At 37.4% G+C, this 17,440-nt stretch carries 20 protein-coding genes; all 20 read left to right on the top strand.

Features of this window, described 5'->3' with window-relative positions; genetic code table 11:
- The first annotated feature begins 8 nt into the window (after positions 1-8).
- The 20 genes from ACM6HU_RS11215 (at position 9) to ACM6HU_RS11120 (ending at position 17,374) form a co-directional block, all read left to right on the top strand.
- Entirely contained in the window at positions 9-509 is a 501-nt protein-coding gene (locus ACM6HU_RS11215) for a hypothetical protein (RefSeq protein ID WP_414848157.1), read from the top strand.
- Positions 510-551: 42 nt separating this feature from the next.
- Entirely contained in the window at positions 552-1,127 is a 576-nt protein-coding gene (locus ACM6HU_RS11210) for a TraM recognition domain-containing protein (RefSeq protein ID WP_414848156.1), read from the top strand.
- Between the two features lie 46 nt (positions 1,128-1,173).
- A complete protein-coding gene (locus ACM6HU_RS11205) occupies positions 1,174-1,443 on the top strand; it encodes a hypothetical protein (protein WP_098101947.1) in 270 nt (89 codons plus the stop codon).
- 106 nt (positions 1,444-1,549) lie between these two features.
- Positions 1,550-1,798, top strand: a complete 249-nt coding sequence (locus tag ACM6HU_RS11200; RefSeq protein WP_098337359.1) for a hypothetical protein — start codon at positions 1,550-1,552, stop codon at positions 1,796-1,798.
- Between the two features lie 588 nt (positions 1,799-2,386).
- Complete coding sequence (locus ACM6HU_RS11195) at positions 2,387-2,836, top strand: hypothetical protein (RefSeq protein WP_097814851.1); 450 nt, start codon at positions 2,387-2,389, stop codon at positions 2,834-2,836.
- A gap of 25 nt (positions 2,837-2,861) precedes the next feature.
- The gene (locus tag ACM6HU_RS11190) at positions 2,862-3,101 is read left to right on the top strand and encodes a hypothetical protein (RefSeq protein ID WP_309440602.1); all 240 of its coding nucleotides are present in this window, start codon (positions 2,862-2,864) and stop codon (positions 3,099-3,101) included.
- Positions 3,102-3,126: 25 nt separating this feature from the next.
- Positions 3,127-3,420 carry a hypothetical protein gene (locus ACM6HU_RS11185; RefSeq protein ID WP_078212076.1) on the top strand — a complete coding sequence of 98 codons (294 nt, stop codon included), beginning with the start codon at positions 3,127-3,129 and terminating at the stop codon, positions 3,418-3,420.
- Between the two features lie 100 nt (positions 3,421-3,520).
- Positions 3,521-4,609 carry an LPD25 domain-containing protein gene (locus tag ACM6HU_RS11180; RefSeq protein ID WP_309440603.1) on the top strand — a complete coding sequence of 363 codons (1,089 nt, stop codon included), beginning with the start codon at positions 3,521-3,523 and terminating at the stop codon, positions 4,607-4,609.
- Between the two features lie 16 nt (positions 4,610-4,625).
- Entirely contained in the window at positions 4,626-5,942 is a 1,317-nt protein-coding gene (locus ACM6HU_RS11175; RefSeq protein ID WP_414848155.1) for a hypothetical protein, read from the top strand.
- 31 nt (positions 5,943-5,973) lie between these two features.
- Positions 5,974-6,402, top strand: coding sequence for an ATP-binding protein (locus ACM6HU_RS11170; RefSeq protein ID WP_309440552.1), 429 nt, complete (start codon positions 5,974-5,976; stop codon positions 6,400-6,402).
- Between the two features lie 97 nt (positions 6,403-6,499).
- Positions 6,500-9,223, top strand: coding sequence for a VirD4-like conjugal transfer protein, CD1115 family (locus ACM6HU_RS11165; RefSeq protein WP_414848154.1), 2,724 nt, complete (start codon positions 6,500-6,502; stop codon positions 9,221-9,223).
- The gene (locus ACM6HU_RS11160) at positions 9,223-9,423 is read left to right on the top strand and encodes a hypothetical protein (RefSeq protein ID WP_309440555.1); all 201 of its coding nucleotides are present in this window, start codon (positions 9,223-9,225) and stop codon (positions 9,421-9,423) included. Before ACM6HU_RS11165 ends, ACM6HU_RS11160 begins: the two co-directional genes overlap by 1 nt.
- An 18-nt stretch (positions 9,424-9,441) precedes the next feature.
- The gene (locus ACM6HU_RS11155; protein WP_414848153.1) at positions 9,442-11,529 is read left to right on the top strand and encodes a pLS20_p028 family conjugation system transmembrane protein; all 2,088 of its coding nucleotides are present in this window, start codon (positions 9,442-9,444) and stop codon (positions 11,527-11,529) included.
- Between the two features lie 63 nt (positions 11,530-11,592).
- Positions 11,593-11,883, top strand: a complete 291-nt coding sequence (locus ACM6HU_RS11150; RefSeq protein WP_309440558.1) for a DUF5592 family protein — start codon at positions 11,593-11,595, stop codon at positions 11,881-11,883.
- A gap of 13 nt (positions 11,884-11,896) precedes the next feature.
- A complete protein-coding gene (locus tag ACM6HU_RS11145) occupies positions 11,897-12,757 on the top strand; it encodes a hypothetical protein (protein WP_414848152.1) in 861 nt (286 codons plus the stop codon).
- 9 nt (positions 12,758-12,766) lie between these two features.
- Positions 12,767-14,707: a VirB4 family type IV secretion system protein gene (locus ACM6HU_RS11140; protein ID WP_414848151.1), complete on the top strand. Its 1,941-nt coding sequence runs from the start codon at positions 12,767-12,769 to the stop codon at positions 14,705-14,707.
- Positions 14,708-14,806: 99 nt separating this feature from the next.
- Complete coding sequence (locus tag ACM6HU_RS11135) at positions 14,807-15,832, top strand: lysozyme family protein (RefSeq protein ID WP_414848185.1); 1,026 nt, start codon at positions 14,807-14,809, stop codon at positions 15,830-15,832.
- A gap of 49 nt (positions 15,833-15,881) precedes the next feature.
- A complete protein-coding gene (locus ACM6HU_RS11130; RefSeq protein WP_414848150.1) occupies positions 15,882-16,112 on the top strand; it encodes a hypothetical protein in 231 nt (76 codons plus the stop codon).
- Between the two features lie 87 nt (positions 16,113-16,199).
- Entirely contained in the window at positions 16,200-16,481 is a 282-nt protein-coding gene (locus ACM6HU_RS11125) for a hypothetical protein (RefSeq protein WP_414848149.1), read from the top strand.
- A gap of 20 nt (positions 16,482-16,501) precedes the next feature.
- A complete protein-coding gene (locus ACM6HU_RS11120; protein ID WP_309440567.1) occupies positions 16,502-17,374 on the top strand; it encodes a hypothetical protein in 873 nt (290 codons plus the stop codon).
- Positions 17,375-17,440: the final 66 nt, after the last annotated feature.

Genomic DNA, 17,440 nt, shown 5'->3' with positions numbered 1-17,440 from the left:
GAAATGAGATGTTAGGAGTCTACATCGGTACAATCAAACAGCCAACGGTAAGGATTCGTTCAAATGATTGGATGGGAGGGAAACCGGAAAAAGGACAGATGTATCGTAAAAGCCATTGGCTTTCCGAAGATCTCATGCAAGCAATTTCAATCGCACAAACAGTGATCAAACCAAAAGAGCGATATGATTTTTGGATTGAGTCTGCTACAAAGTTGTTGGCAGGTAGTATCTTATATCTAGATCAGCGACATAAGGACTTGTATTATTTAGATTTAATCCAGGTCAGAGAGTTCGTACAAAAAGTGAACAATCAGGAGACCTACTTTTCGGAGATAACAGATTCGCTCGATCAAAGTCATCCAGCTTATCAAATTTTTAAAGTTCTTCTTTTATCAGCAAAAAAGACAAGAGAAGGAACCATTACAAAACTTCTAGAGGTATTAGATGAATATGCAATGAGACATGAAAACCTGGAAAAGGAACGAGATTGTTTTTGGTTTCAATATTGAGTAAAGCGTTTCAAAGAATGAAATATGAAAGGAGAAATAGACATGCTAGGAGTGATTCAAAGGTGCTCAGGACTTCTACAGGCAGTGGAAATTTTTGATCGAGGAGAAAAGGGTGTGGATGTAACAAAAGCTTCTCAAGAGGCGTATAGAACAGTAATTGAGGATGTGAAAAAATCCAAACAACAGTTTATCTTTATTTTTGATCCAACAGGTCAATTTTATGAAGATACGCATCAGCAGAAATTAGCACAAGGGTATCGTATTCTAAAACACAATTTGTTAAGTGATACAGTCTCTTTAGATTATGAAAGCAATCAAAAGGTTATCATGTATGTCAGTATAGATACGATTACTAGTAACTATGAAGATAGAGGTGAGGCGCTATCTCATTTTCTTCACTTTTTAACCGAAAAGAAGAAAATTCGCCCAATTCATCTTGTGTTCTATCAATTTGATCTTTATCCCATCCCTCATATGGAGCAGTTTTTAAAAGAAAGTGCTACCTATAAAATTCGAACTTCCATCATTGTAGAATCCCATTCCGTTTTACAACGTATATACGGAAAACATGGAGCAAAACGAATTACTACATCGTGTCAGACAACCGTTCTAGCATAGTCTTACCTTTCAAAAAACGCTTTTTACTTCAGAAAGGAGAAAATATATGAAGTTGATGGAGGCAAATGCGGAAGAATTTCAAAACATGAAAATAAAACCAGCCAATTATCTGATTGAAAAAATCGCTGAAGATCAACATTTTATACATCGAGAAATAGCGGAGCATGAAAGAGATGCATTTCGAGAAGAAAAACTCCTGGAATACGAAGGGAAAAGTTTTTTACCAGACATTACGAAGTGCTCGTCTGAAGCACAAGCGGTATCAGCTGTACATTCCTATTGGCAAGGCATTAGGGAATTGAACAGAATCATATAAGATTTTCGGGATTTCATAGTCACTCATGATATATAGATGGCTAGAAAACTATACAAGATGAAAGGGGGGATTTTAAGTCCTTCCCCTTTTGAAGGAGGCGATACACATGGGAAAAGAGCAGAGACTTGCATTCTATGATATATCGTCGTCACGTGCACAAAGTGTCAAAACATTCGATGGCAAAGTGTATCAGTTAAAAGGAGCGGTAGCGGTAGAAAATACAACAGGAAATATTGAAAGAGTTGCAGAGATCTATTACCGTGTCCGTTCAGTCATGGATGAAAAACAAAAAGTAATTGCCAAGAGAAGAAACCAGGATGATGAATTGACGACTGTGTGCCAACGACGGAAATAAGACGATTTTCGAGAACAAACAAGCGGTTTTGGAGTGTGCTGAGATAAATAGATTTATCCGACGATAATGGAAAAACCAACAATTTCGTAACTATTTTTATAGTCGTTCAAAACGAAAGTTTTTCCTTATCAAAGCACAATTGCCCTTTGAAAACTTCACATGCGTGCCCCCTTTCGAAACGGTCACTAAAAAGGTTGGGTATACGATTGATTTATTGTTCGGTGCGTGAATACGTAAAACGCACCTGTGACCATGGGAAAAATACGGTGTATCCATCATCTGTAGGATTTAGTAATCGTGAGGAATATCCCAGTGTGACATTCTAAAGAAGCGATGAACATAAAAACAGTAGATACACAAGGTTCTACGTACATGCCAAAACGTTGTGCAGTATTGGGCTTATGAAGTTCGGTCGGGATGAATGTTCATATGCATGCCAATATAGGGTTTACCATATCAGCCATAAATGGTAATTAATCATTATTTTCCCAATATTCTTGCTATAATAATAACCAGATGTGGAGAAACGATCTGAACTCTCAGTAGACTCCAAAATCGCTTGTTTAATACGAATAGGGAGGTCAAATTATGACTCGAAAATCAAAACTCATCGCCGTTATTGTTGCATTGGTTGCAATCTTAGGGATTGGTTCCACACTGGTATTCTCAAATAGCAAGAAAGGAGAACTTGAAGAATTAAGCCCTCAAGAAATGAAAAAATTCATGTCACAGGATGGAACGGGATTTGTCATGTATTCTTTCCGTAAAGAGGATCGAGTGGACTATATGAATCAAGTTCAAAGAGCATTAAAGAATAATGATGTAAATGGTAAGGAATTAGATAGTAATCACCCTAATTATGATGGTAAGAAAAGTCAATCAGATTATGGTCTAAAACAAACTGGAGAAACATTAGCTTATTATGAAAAAGGAAAGCTGAAAAAACAAATCGCACTAGATAAATACAAACCATCTGAGTTAGAAAAAGAATTAGATGTGTTTGTACGTAATATGAAGGAAATGTATATCGATAAATAAGTGAATAGAGAGGCGGTGTAATAAATTGTCTAATCCAACTGTTACACAGCGAGATTTAAAAAAATCAAGAGATTTAGTAGAAAAATTGCTGAAAGTCAAAGGGGAAAGTTATCAAAATTGGTTACATGCACAACATCAACAGTTCATTGAAGGAAATCAAGAATTAATATTAGAAGCACTCACTCTATTTGTAGAAGAAGAAAAAGGCTCCGGTAGAGCACCTGAACGTCCGGTGGATCTTTCGCAGTCAAGTAAAGTTGTATAACACAAATATAAGGAGAGTGTAGGTTATGTTTAAATTAAACCATTTGATTTTAGGTGCCGGAGACGGCATGTCTAGTCTAGTTAGTACAGGTGAATCGGTATTAACCTGGGCACAACGTTTAGGAATCATCAGTGCGGCTATCGCATTTTGTATCGGTGGTTACTACCTTATCTGGGGGGGAGAACGAGGGAGACACCAGAGTAAAGGTTGGTTCATTGGTTCAGCAGTAGGATTAATCATTGTAATGGGTGCAAAGGGATTGGCAGAAGGGATTAATAGTAATATCAAGTTTGGATCTATTTTGTTCTTTTGGATGTGAAGATACAACAAAATGTGTTTTGGTAAAGGAGCTATGCAATTGTATAGCTTCTTTTTATATGCCAATGTAGAGCGTTAGAAAGGGGAGGAGGACACAATTTATGTTAGAAGTCATGTTTACCAAAAGCACAATACCAGAGATTAAAAGTTTTCAGAAGATGTCGTTACAGGATGCTTGTAAGATTTCGTACCAACTCGAACAAACGTTACAGGAGCAAGAAAATATCATCCATGTAGATTTCCATATTTTAGATCAAAACAGTGAAGAAATGTATGCAGGGACATTGTCCTTAGGTTCTGGTTATGCTTCTCATTTGTATGAACATGTAGAGAATAAATTGTCTGCCATGGAAATGGATGAAGAGCAAGAGGAACAAAAAGAAGAACTGTTAGAACTGATGCGACAAGATATTGAAGAGTTTTTAAAGGAAATTGCTCCACCTAAAGAGGTAAAAGCACCAGAAGAAAACAACGGAGCTAGAGGGAAACAACATGCTAATGAAGAGCTTCCTTTAGAAAAAGGAAACAGGAACAAAAAACATCTGTTTCAAATTATCGGGGGAGCGGTTGGCGGGATTGTAGTAGGAGCTGTAAGTGTATTTTCCTTGTATACTGTCCCAACAAATTCGGTTGAAGCAAGAACGAATCAGCCGGATACGCATTTAGTGAAAGGACTTCAACAAGCTTCTATTCAGCAATATCCAAAGGCAATTCAAGAGTTTGAGAAATTGGATTATAAAGGGCTAGATAAAGAAAGTCAAAAAGCAGTCTTATTCTCTTACTTATTAAGTGGAAAGGCAAATAAGGCCATACAGTATGAAGCGAAATTTGCTGAGAGTGTTGTAGCTTACTATATCGGAATCGATAATATGAAAAAAATAAATGAAATTGATATTAAAAATGATGTGATTGATTTTGAAAAGGCGGCACTCAATAAGAAATATAAGGATGTGATCCGATTAAAAGCAAAGGTCAATATGGATGGTAGACGTGAAAAGCTTGTAGCCGAAGCGTATGTAAATCAGAAAAAGTTTGATGAGTGCTTTACTTTTGCAAAAACGCAAGGAAATAAAACTCTTATGAAGGAGGTAAAAGAGTTACAAAAAAAGGATGTGGGGCAATCCACTCTTAGTGAAGAAGAAAAGAAAGCTAAGATTGAAAAAATCGATAAGGAATTAAGCGAAATCTAAAGGGGGAAGAAACGCTATGCCATTAAACTATCAGAAATTTTTTAGACAGATGGGAATTGTAGCTGTAGGTGGTTCATTGTTATTAGGTAGTGCTGGTTGTAGTTGGTTTGGAAGTAAGGAAACAGCAAAAAGTAAGCCAGCTATAACCAAAAAAGTTGATAAAAATAAACCAGAAGAAAAGAAAGAAGATATAAATAAAAAAGACTTTGAAACAATGACAGAAAATGCGATAAAAAGTCAGGATAAAGATGTTGCATACGTCCTAGACATTGATAAAAACAAAGTAAATTATAAGGATAAGACAATTGCAAGTAATCTTCAAAATGGAGATGAAACAACTTCTCGTGTTCTAGCTCTATTTGACAACGAAACTTCAGATAAAACGATTCATGATACAGCGAAGGACAATGTGGTTGCAGTTATTACAGATGGAAGTCCGCAAGTAACAGTTAAAGGTGACCAATTTGCATTTGGTGATCAAAATACAGACTTATCACTAGCAAGCATTGTAGATGTGGCTCCAACGGAGAAACAACCAGATGCGATTGTAGAACCACCAACAGAGCCAGAGAAACCAAAACCGCCAGTGGATCCGCCAACGGATCCAGATAAGCCGAAGCCACCAGTAGATCCGCCAACAGATCCAGATAAGCCAAAACCACCAGTAGATCCGCCAACGGATCCAGAGAAACCAAAACCGCCAGTGGATCCGCCAACGAATCCAGATAAGCCAAAACCGCCAGTAGATCCGCCAACGGATCCAGATAAGCCAAAACCGCCAGTAGATCCGCCAACGGATCCAGATAAGCCAAAACCGCCAGTAGATCCGCCAACGAATCCAGATAAGCCAAAACCGCCAGTAGATCCGCCAACGGATCCAGATAAGCCAAAACCGCCAGTAGATCCGCCAACGGATCCAGATAAGCCGAAGCCACCAGTGGATCCGCCAACGGATCCAGATAAGCCAAAACCGCCAGTAGATCCGCCAACGGATCCAGATAAGCCGAAGCCACCAGTGGATCCGCCAACGAATCCAGATAAGCCAAAACCGCCAGTAGATCCGCCAACGGATCCAGATAAGCCAAAACCGCCAGTAGAACCACCAACGGATCCAGATAAGCCAAAACCGCCAGTAGAACCACCAACGGATCCAGATAAGCCAAAACCACCAATAGATCCGCCAACGGATCCAGATAAGCCGAAGCCACCAGTGGATCCGCCAACGAATCCAGATAAGCCGAAGCCACCAGTGGATCCGCCAACGAATCCAGATAAGCCAAAACCACCGGTAGAACCGCCAACGGATCCGAAGAAGCCAAACACAGTTGCATGAGTTAAAGAATGAAATAAAAGGGGGATATAACATGTTTCAAACAAATGAGATAGTGAACATAAATGAAAATTTAAAGATTGTTGGTCGTATTGGTACAGGTAAAACAACAATTTTAAAAGAACTTGCTACCAAGTTAGATAACGTAATGGTTTTAGACTTTTGTGGGGAGTATGAAAATCTTGAAGAATCGTTTGAGGGAGATAAGTTAGATGTTATAAATCTATACAATCTGACCTGTTCAGAAATGAAATTAAGCAAAGAAATAATCGAATTAGCTAAACAACATGACTATGTAATAATTGATGAAACGTATTACTTATTTGCTGAAGAAGTAAAGGGGTTTTTATCATTTTTACAACAAATGAAAGAAGCTAATACAAAAGTAATAGCAAGTTTTCAAACATTACCACCAATAGAAATTGATATTGAATTTCCTCGATTCATCATGCTTAATCGATGAATACTTTTTAAGTACAAATTAGGATTTTGTTTAGAAAAGATAGTAAGCTGGTTGAATGTTCAACCAGCTCTTTTATTTTCTAAAAAAGGAGGAAAATATGAACAGGGTAAGTCCAAAGCCGTCATTAAAATACAAACTAGCTGAATGGAAAGTACTCATCCCGATGAGTGCTTTTTTATTTGGTGGAATCTTTCTTATCGTAAATTTTCTAGGAAACGTCATCGTAGAGCTAGTGAAAACAACCTTTTCAGATTTATTACATCCAAAGCCTTTTCATATCGGGATAGAGGATCTATATACCTTTCAACATCCGTTGTTACTTTATTTGATAATATTCCTGATTGCGAGTGTATGTACTATGCAATTCACCTACAACATTCGTTCGAGTTTTAAAGATTTAAATCAGAATCAAAAAGATTCTTCTCGTTTTGCAACATTTGATGAAGTGAAACGACAATATCGAGCGATTCCTGAAAAGACCGAACGATATGAGGGAAAAGGTGGTGTGGTCATTTCTAGGTATGATGAAATTTCGGTGAAATCTATTTTACGACAAGCAAAAAAAGTGATGGAAGCAAAAGGGATGGAAAAGTGGCAAGAAATTAAAAACCTAAAAGATAGTGCCAAGGCAGGAAGGCTACTTATAGATGATGGGGCTGTTAGTAATTTAATCATCGGGACAACGAGGTCTGGTAAAGGGGAAACCTATGTATTTCCAACAATTGATGCATATTCCCGTGCTGAAATCCAGCCGTCTTTAATCGTGAATGATCCGAAGGGTGAATTGCTGGCGGCATCGAAAAAAACGATGGAAAAACGGGGATTCCATATTGAAGTTTTAAATTTAATTAACCCGTTAGAGTCGATGAGCTACAATTTGCTTCAGCTTATCAAAGAGGCATATAAACAAGGTGATACAGCAACAGCTCAGACACTTTGTAATACATTATCCTTTTCACTTTATTACAATCCAAATGTAAAGGATCCTTTCTGGAATAACAGTGCGATGAGCTTATGTAATGCATTAATCTTAGCGGTTATAGATAAATGTATTACAGAAAAAACAGAAGATAAAATTTGCATGTACACGGTTGCTAATATGTTATCGGAGCTTGGTTCGAAAGAAATTGTGATTGATGCAAAAGGAAATACCAAAAATGCATTAGATATATACTTTGAAATGCTTCCAGCCGATAGTGTAGCAAAAATGCAATATGCAACTTCAAATTTTGCGAAAGGTGAAACTACACGAGGTGGCATTTTTAGTACGGCAATGAGTAAATTATCTATTTTTACATTTGAAGGAATTGCAAAAATGACGTCTCGTAACAGTATCGACTTAAAACGAATAGGTTTTGGGAAAAGTTTGCAAGGGAAAGGAACACCAAGGGTTCGTGTACAAATTATCTTCCCAGATGGATCGAAAGAAAGTATCAAAACAGATACAGCAGGGCGTTTTGAACTGGATTTCCAGCAAAATGTAAAAAAAGGTCAGCGTATTCATGTGATGGAGAGTAAAACGAAGAAGAAAATGATTGTAGAGATGCAAACAATCAACAAGGATACAGGTGAAACAACATTCAAAGTTGTCGAGAAACAAGATGGATTACAAATTGATAGCATTGTTATTTTTGAAAAACCAATCGCGGTCTTTATGATCGTTCCAGACTATGATTCTAGTAATCATGTCATTGCCTCAATCTTTATTAGACAGTTATATTTTGTGCTCTCCAAGTATGCTGGTTTAGCTCGTGGTGGGAAGTGTCATAGAGAAGTAGTGTATTTATTGGATGAATTTGGAAATATGCCTGCGATTGATGATATGGGGAATATTGTAACGGTTTGTTTAGGACGAAACATCCGATTTAACCTCATTGTGCAAGCTCTTCCGCAGTTGAAAATGAAATATGGAGATGCAAGTACCACGATTCAAGACAATTGCGGGAATCAAATTTATATTCAATCGGGTAATAAAGAAACCGCAAAAGAAATATCTGAAAAGTTAGGGAATCAAACAATCCATTCATTATCTCGGAGTGGAAAAGGATTATCAATTGATAAGAGTAAGACAGAAGGGATTGATACGAAACCATTATTAACGCCAACAGAGTTAATGAGGTTCCAAGAAGGAGAAAGTGCAGTAATACGCTTTATGAAGCGTCGGGATAATAAGTTTGAAAAGATAGAGCCGTTTCCTATTCTGAACCGAGGAAAAACGGTCATGAAATACCGTTGGGAGTACCTGGGAGATGACTTTGATACGGATCAATCCATTTTAGATATCGACATTCGTTCTTTACATGAATATGTGAATCCAAGGGATCTCATAATTGATTTCTTCCCAAAACAAGAAGAGGAGCCAACTGGGCAATCAGAAGAGCCAAAACAAATTGCACCAGGATCTGAACCAGAGCCTGTGCCGACGCCTTCAGAAGAAGAGTATGAGGAACCACAATTTGCGGATATTGATGAAGAGATTGAGATTCCAGAAGAAGCATATTCATCAGAACCAGTTGTGATAGTAGAATCATCTAGTGTTTTTGAACCACTTACCTTAGAAAATTGGGAACAAAAAACAGCAGAAGAATTCTTTGAAACACATCGTTCCATTTGGAGTGTGATTGAAAAGAAATGTATGAAGCAATGGAATAGACCGTTAGCGGATATTCAGGCAAGTACAATGGAAAGCTTTATTGACGATTTGAAAATATTAGTGACGACAGGACAAATTGATAAGAATACGTATCGTTTGATTAATGGGAAATACGGTGAAATTATGGATGGTTTATTAGAAAAAGAAGGCGTAAAGGAGGAAGTGTGATGCAAGTAACCAATTCCTTACAACAAATTTTACAAGTTTACGGGAATCAAGTAATGGCGGGGAGAGAAGTAATGATTGGACTTAGAAATGGCGTTGTGGTGTTACAACCAGGAGGAACCGGTGAAGCACCGATTGTTATACGAGTAGACGAAGTGGATGAGTATCTTGATTTGACTATACAAGAAGTATTTGAAGCTTAAGAGAAAGCGGGTGAAACCATGAATGATGAGAAAGTGTTAGAAATACTAAAAACATTTAGTGAGTACTTAGAAATTGGTGGATTTACGAACTATATTCTCCGTTCGATTGGTTGGATGATTATTTTAGGGTTATCGTATCTGGTGGATGCATTAGAAGGAATTACAGATAAAATTTTGTTAGTCAAAACATTGTTTGCATCAGAAGAAGTACAATCTTTTGTACGAGACTTTCAGCCTCTCTTTTATGTATTATTTGCGTTTTCGCTCATTTATATAGGATACACTTTAATATTCAATCGGAAAACAAATCGTGAACAGATTGCGGTGAATATTTTTATCAGTATGGGTGTAATTGTGTTACTAAGTACGGCGATGATGCAAGCAGATAAATTTACAGATAAGGCAATTAAGGCAGTGGATCTCAAAGGAAGTGGAACAACAAGTGAAAAGATTATAAAGGATGGTCTTACAGATGTAGCGCAGTTTGACATAGGGGAATGGAAGACAACCAAGTTAAAGGAACCAAATCAAATTCCACAAGAAAATATTAGAAGAATCGACATTTTAGAAAAAATTGACAAAGAATTTAAAATTAGTAAGGATAAAGAATTAACTGATGATGGACAAAAAATCTTAGAAAAGAAACTTAGTGTTGCACCAGATGGAAAAGAAGTACTGATAGATTTAAAAAATGGTTGGTTTGATTTTTGGCCAGATAAATATTACCGCTGGGACTGGGAGTTTTGGAAAATCGCTTCTTCTTTATTTGTAATTGGGATGACACTATTGTTTACAGCAATCAAACTTGGGAAATTGTGCTTTGAACTAGCTTTCAGCTACATTCTAGCAAACTTAGTTGCACCGGCAGATGTGGCAAATGGGCAAAAAACTAAGCATATTCTGATGAATATTTTAAATGCGTTTCTTATCATGATTATGATTTTTCTTTCATTAAAGCTCTATCTCATCGGTATGAACTATATTCATGAAAATGTAAATGGGATTGCTTATATAGTGGCATTAATTTGTTTAAGCCTTGCGGTTGTAGATGGTCCCGTTATTTGTGAACGTCTTTTTGGCATTGATGCAGGATTGAAAAATGGTTGGGGAGTCGTTGCCGGTGGATACGCACTTGGAAAAGGGCTTAGTAAAGCAACTAGTAATATTGCATCCAAAGCTGGAAACATGTTAAAAAGTGCAGGTAATGGTGCATTACAAGCAGGTGCAGGTGCCGCAGGTATGGCAAGTGGATATAAGAATGCAGGGAAAACAAGTGGTAGTGAACAAGAAAATCAGAAACAATCTAAAGAACAAAAAGGTAAAGAGAATGGAAAAGAAGGGAAAGAAAAGCAAAGCGATGCCGATGGCGGGGCAAATGGAACCGGTCATTCATCTATACAAGATGAAATGGGTCAATCAGGTTCTGGAACAGAAAAAAGTCAAGCGTCCCAAGGCGAGGCAGGCGGTGGCGCTACGTCTTTGCAAGATGAAATAAAATCGTCTGGTTTTGATAAAGAGGCTAAAAATGAAGGGCAGGGTTCTTCAGCGAATGTATCCGGCGGAACGCAATCTGGAGGTGGTGGAACATCAACAAGTGCATCAGGCGCATCAGGAAAATCTCAACCAGGTAGTAGCGGAGCACCATCAAGTACAACAGGCGGTTCTAAATCAGGTAGTAGCGGAGCACCATCAAGTACAACAGGCGGCTCTAAATCAAGTAGTAGTGGAGTACCATCAAGTACAACAGGCGGAACTCAACCAAGCAGTAGGGGAGCGTCATCAAGCGTATCAGAACCGTCTCAACCAAGTCATAGCGGAGCATCTTCAAGTGGTGAAGGTTCTACCGGTTCATCTCGTCCAGTAGATACGGCACCAAGTTCTACCGAGGATATTCCGGCACCGCAAAGAGAAAATCGTACCATTGGTCAATATGCAAAAGATCGTCTTTCTAACGCATTTCATAATTCTCCAACGGTACAAAAGACAAGACGTTCTTATCAGCTTGGACAAAACACAGGGGAGAGTTTCCGAAACAAACGCCAAAATAAGAATGAAGGGCAAAATACAAATCAAAATCCACCCAAAAATCGTAGAAAAGATGCATAGGTTACAACACAGTAAGCATACATGGAATGCTTATTTTTTTCGCTTGAAAAGGAGGAAATGAAAATGGCAAACTATCGAATTCCAAAAGAAATACGAACGGAATTGAAAATTAACAAAGTGTTATATCTTTTTGATCTCTTGTTCATTATAGGGCTTGTGGTTTTCACTATGACGACTAAGCCCTTGGTTCATCCGATGTTACAAATTCCCTTTTATATTTTTATGTTGTTTGTAGGTGTCCTTTTAATAGTTCGTCCCAATACAAACCCACAAAAACGAATGTTTGAGGTGCTGTTTATTATGTTAGCTAGAAAACGTTCTACGTATTGTGCAATTGACCAGGAACAAGATTAAAGGAGGAAATGGCATGGCATTATTCAATGAAAAAGAAATGAATAGAGGAGTAGAAAAAAAGAGCGAAGCCAAACCGTCCCTGCAATTGCCAAAGCAAGAAAAAAAGCCAGGGGGAGTCGTGAAAATCAAAGGATTTCAGGAAAAGAAAGATGCACAACCAACGGTTGCTCCTTTGAGAGAAGAAGAAATGCCCGTAAAGAAAAAGAAGAAAAATTTAATGCAACATCTTGGAAAAAAGAAAAAAGATGTTGTGAAAAAAACAGCGAAGATTGACGAGGATTCGGGAAGCAAAGGGAAGACGGAAAAAGAGAAAAAAGGAAAAAAAGCCAAAAAGAAAGAAAAGCCACCTCATATCAAAAAGAGTATTGCTGAGGTAATTCCGATTATTGATATGACGGAATCGGGTGTCTTTGAATTTCGAGAAGAACAAGGTTTTGTAGATATCTTACAGATCCAAGGTACAGATATCTATTCGATGAACGAGGAAGAAGCAGAATATGCGATTTATCATCTTGCACACTATTATCAATCATATCAAGAGTCCATCAAGATTGTATCGATGAATTTTCCAGTTTCTACGGAACCGCAACAACGTTTTCTACTGAAGAAAATTGAAACATGTCAGAATCCGCTATATGAACGCTTCCTCGTACAAAAACTGAAAGAACTTCAGTATTTAGAATGGGGGCGCACAAACCGGGAGTACTTTTTATTCGTGTATGGTGAGAACGAATTTGTTGTGAAAGAGCGGGTGGAATCGTCAAAACGGTACTTGCAACGATGTATCCCATTGTTAGAGATGGAAGAGGAAAAGAAGATAGAAATTTTATATAAATTGCATAATCAAAATTCAAAAATTGGTACGAAAAAATAAGAAGAGGTGATGAATGTGTCTGTACTTAATTTTTTAAAGAGAAAGCAAAAGAAGGAAGAGAAAAAAGAAAAGAAACAAATCAGTAAGGAATTAGTTTCCCGAATTCAACCGCAAGGGGGCATTAAATTCCAAGAAGTATATGTTCAAGGTGGAGATGGACTACAAACTTGCATTCATGTATATGGGTTTCAAACAACGGTAAATGACTTTTGGTTAGAACCTATTATGAATATGCCGAATGTCATTACAACGCTTGATATTATCAGTGATAGCCGAAAAATTGTGATTGAATCGATTAATAAATCAATGGCAGAACAAAGCGTTCGACATGCGAACGCTAAAGATAATATTGAGCGAATTGAAGCGGAACAACAGTTTAGTGAGTTAGAAACGTTATATCAGCAAGTATCCAAAGGAGAGGTGCTGAAGCGAGTACATTTACGTATTTATATTTCAGCACGAACGATGGCAGAGCTAGAAAAACAAGCGAAAGAAGTCATGGAAACACTAGAATCTTATAATTTTAGAGGTGCCATATTCCTAAATGAACAAGAACATGAATGGGCTTCTTTAACATCAAGTTTTGAGATGCAGAAGAAATATATTAATAAACGAAATGGGAAAGAAATACCAGCTCTTGCTTTAGCAGGGGGATTCCCATTTCACTTTACATTTCTAAATGATCCATATGGGATTTACTATGGCACAACCAAGACAAAGGGGAGTGTCATTTTTGATTTGTTCCATAAAGATAAACAACGTAAAAGTTACAATGGCGTGGTTATCGGAAAGATGGGTGCGGGTAAATCTACTTTACTGAAAAAAATCATGAGTGATAATGCAATGAAGGGGTATAAGATTCGAGGCTTTGATATTACAGGTGAGTTTGAAGATATTGTGCAAGAGTATAACGGGAAGCAAATTGCATTAGATGGATCGCAAGGACAAATCAATCCACTCCAAGTATATAAAACGGCTGAAACAGAAGAAGTATCCTTTACTCAACATCTATCTAAACTTAGTATCTTTTATCGTTTTATTGCACCAGAAGCAAAGGATGATGAAATTAAAGAATATGAGAATTTACTTCGTAAAATGTATGTGGAAAAGGAACTGTGGAATGATGAACCAGGTGCGGAAAATAATATTACAGGTTTGTTAGCGAACGAGTATCCTATTTTCTCAAATTATTTGTATCTTGTTCGCACAGAACTATATGAAGATATAGAAAAGGGAATACACCGTTCTAATGTCAGCGATACTCGTAAGAAACGGTTAGAGTTGATTGAATTAAATCTAATCAATTTAGTAGATAATTTTGGACACTTATTTAATGGCGTTTCAACGATAGACGATTTCTCAAAAGAGCAAATCGTCTTTTTTTCATTGCGCCACCTGATGAGTTTAAAACCGGAAATCTATCAAGCTCAGATTTTCAGCGTTATGAACTTGATGTGGGATGAGATGTTAGAAAACGGAAAGCCACAGTGGAAAGCCTTTGATAGAAAAGAAATACAATTTGAAGATGTCATTCGGTATCTCATCATTATGGATGAAGCTCATCATTTAATTAATACGAGTGAACGAAGTCAACATGCGGTGCAATTCACGATCAAGTTTAGCCGAGAAGCTCGAAAATATTTTGCAGGCATTGTATTTGCGAGTCATTCGATTCGTGACTTTGTTCCAGAGGATGCTAGTTTAGCAGCAGTAGAAGAGATTAAGAAGCTATTTGAATTAACACAGTACAAATTCATTATGCAACAAGACAGCAACAATCTAGATATGTTACGGCGAGTGTTTGCGGGTCAAATCAGTACAAGTGAACTGAATGAAATACCGTTTTTACCAACAGGAGATGTTCTCTTATGCATCAGTGCCGTGAAGAACATTTTATTTAAAGTTGATGTAACAGAAGAAGAGTTAGCGTTGTTTGGAGGAGGGGCATAATTCATGCATCTTGTACTGAAGATTATTCCGAAAAAGTGGCTCATTGTGATCGCTCTGAGTCTACTCTTTCTCCTTGGAACTATTCTTATAGGAGCTACAATGGCACTGATCGGCGGAATGGAGGGGAATAAAAAACAAGGGGATATTACATACCCACAAGGTGGTATGGGAACAGCAAATGTTTCGGCTGAAGTGTTGAAATGGGAACCTACCATTCGGAAGTATGCGCAGGAATTTGGTGTAGAAGCGTTTGTTCCATTAATGTTGGCTCAAATGATGCAGGAGAGTGGCGGACGTGGACTGGATCCTATGCAAAGCTCAGAAGGAGCTTACAACACAAAGTATTGTAAAGCACCAAATTGTATCACAGATCCAGACTATAGTATTTGGGCAGGTGTTCAGGAATTTAAGCATGCAATTGAGCGAGCGGGAGTCACGGGACCAGGTGATATGGATCACATAAAAACCGCTTTGCAGGCCTACAACTTTGGAACAGGATTCTTTGATTTTATTGCAAAAAATGGGGGGAAATACACAAAAGAATTAGCAATTCAGTTCTCCGCAGAAACATATCAAAAAGTAAAACATACGGGTATGTATCGATGTGTACGACCAGAGATGATTCCCTATTCCGCATGTTATGGCGACGCCTTATATGTTGATGCCGTTCTGAAATATTATATACCTGGCGTACCAGTAAATGGCGGTGGAGGAAGCGCAGGAGGCGGTTCTTCTGGCTCACAAGTTGCCGATGTAGGGCGTCAATGGATTGGACGTTCTACGTATGTATTTGGTGGTGGACGCAACACAAATGACATTGCAAGAGGGATTTTTGATTGTAGTAGTTTTGTACGTTGGGCATTTGAACAGGTTGGGATGAATGTGAGTCCAATGGGAGCTGTAAGTACAGAAACTTTAAATAAGATTGGTACACAAATTTCACCAATGGAAATGAAAGCTGGTGATGTTATTTTCTTTGATACGTATAAACATGACGGTCATGTTGGCATTGTCATTGATCAAAATACTTTCATTGGTTGTCAAACGAATAAAGGTGTCTCAATCGAAAATTTATCGACTCCATACTGGACTAAAGTATTTAAAGGACATGTGAGACGTTACTAAAACGATAACAAAACTGGATAGGGGATTACAAGTTAAGGAGGCGGTATTAGTGAGTGAAACGAATGAAAAAGATAAAAGAAAAGTCTGGTTTGTAACGCTTGCAATTGTTATTGCAGGCGTTACTTTTTTGAACATCTTTTTGTATTCTCGTAACGATGAAACGGGTGATGTAAAGCAATTAAAAGTTCGTAACCAGGTGTTACAAACTGAAAATGAAGAACTGAAAAAGAAAGTGAAGGAAACTCTTCCTTCGGAACAAGAACAAGAGCGACAATCGTAGCTTTCGGCAGTAGAAAAGTTTATTCAACTATCATTTCATCGAGAAAAGCAGGGGTATGAAGGACGAAGAGAACAAGCAAAAAAATTAATGAAGGATGAAGTGTTTCAGCTCTTTTATCCAACGGATACATTTGAAATGGAGGACACATACGTATCTAAGCCATCTGATATGAAGTTATATTTACAAGACTATAAAATTGGTGCTTCTCAGGTAGAAGTGATCGCAGAATTTCAAAATACCGTGACGATTGGTGCGAATGGAACAACAGATAAAACGAAAAATGTGATGAAAGTAACGGTGCAAAAAAATCAAGAGAGTTGGCAAATAACCAATGTAGAAGAACTAGCAGTTCAAATCGTTACATCTTAAAAAAGTGAGGTGTTGAGTAAATGGAAGTTGTAAATAATGGTGTGAATTTAAGACGTAAAAAATCATGGATATATGGATTGATTGTAGGATTTATGTTTTTTGGTTTTTTTGGCTTTTTCACTTCGAAATTATATTTACCCTATGAAGAACCAGTCTATCATACAGAGCTGAAAAAGCCGGTTACGTTATTTGGAAATCGAACAATGACGATAGAGAAAAGAGCGTATGATCCAGCTTCCCATACAATAGAAATGTTTCTTCATGTAGAGGGAGGAGATGGAGAAAAGTATCAGTTCCAGGCACAAGAAAAAGCAAATCCGAATCTTCAATTACCAGTAAAAGTGGTATACCAAGATGATGAAAATATGGTTGTACAAGTGAAAGAACTATCTCCAAAATGGCAAGCAGTTGCGCTCGATGTATTTGAAAAAAATAATCGAGATGTAACAGTAGAGACAAAGCAAAAGGCTGAAGGAGAAAATGAAACTTCAAAAGAAGATGAAAAGCAAACATTCTTAAAATCATTCTTCTCCGATCAAAAGAAAACAGAAATAGAAGAGGGTATTTCACAAAAGAATAAAGGCGCTTATGCAAAAGTGTTTATCGGTATGGAACAAAAAATCTTAAAAGAAAAAGTAAAACAGTACGATGAAGTCATGAAACAAGAAACATCTAAACAAACAGAGTGGCAAAAACAAATCATAGAATGGAAAAACGATTCTAAGTACCAAACTGAAACAGAAAAAATGGAAACCGACGCAAAAATTAACTCAAAAGAAACGAATATTAGCCAGTCAAAAGAGAAGGTTGAACTATATAAATGGGAGCAAGAGCAAGTCAAAGAAAAGATTAAAAAACTAGATGAGAAGGCAAAAGATGTAGAGCGTTTATGAAAAAAGTGTAGTGTACCTTGAATGTACTTTCAAGGTTTTTAGGTGTACCTTGAGTGCACTTTTAAT

It is taken from the genome of Bacillus sp. IT-79MI2 (assembly GCF_949768135.1).
In the GTDB taxonomy this organism is placed as follows: Bacteria; Bacillota; Bacilli; order Bacillales; family Bacillaceae_G; genus Bacillus_A; species Bacillus_A pseudomycoides.
Note: the sequence above shows the minus strand (reverse complement) of the source record. Positions and strands in the feature narration are given on the sequence as shown.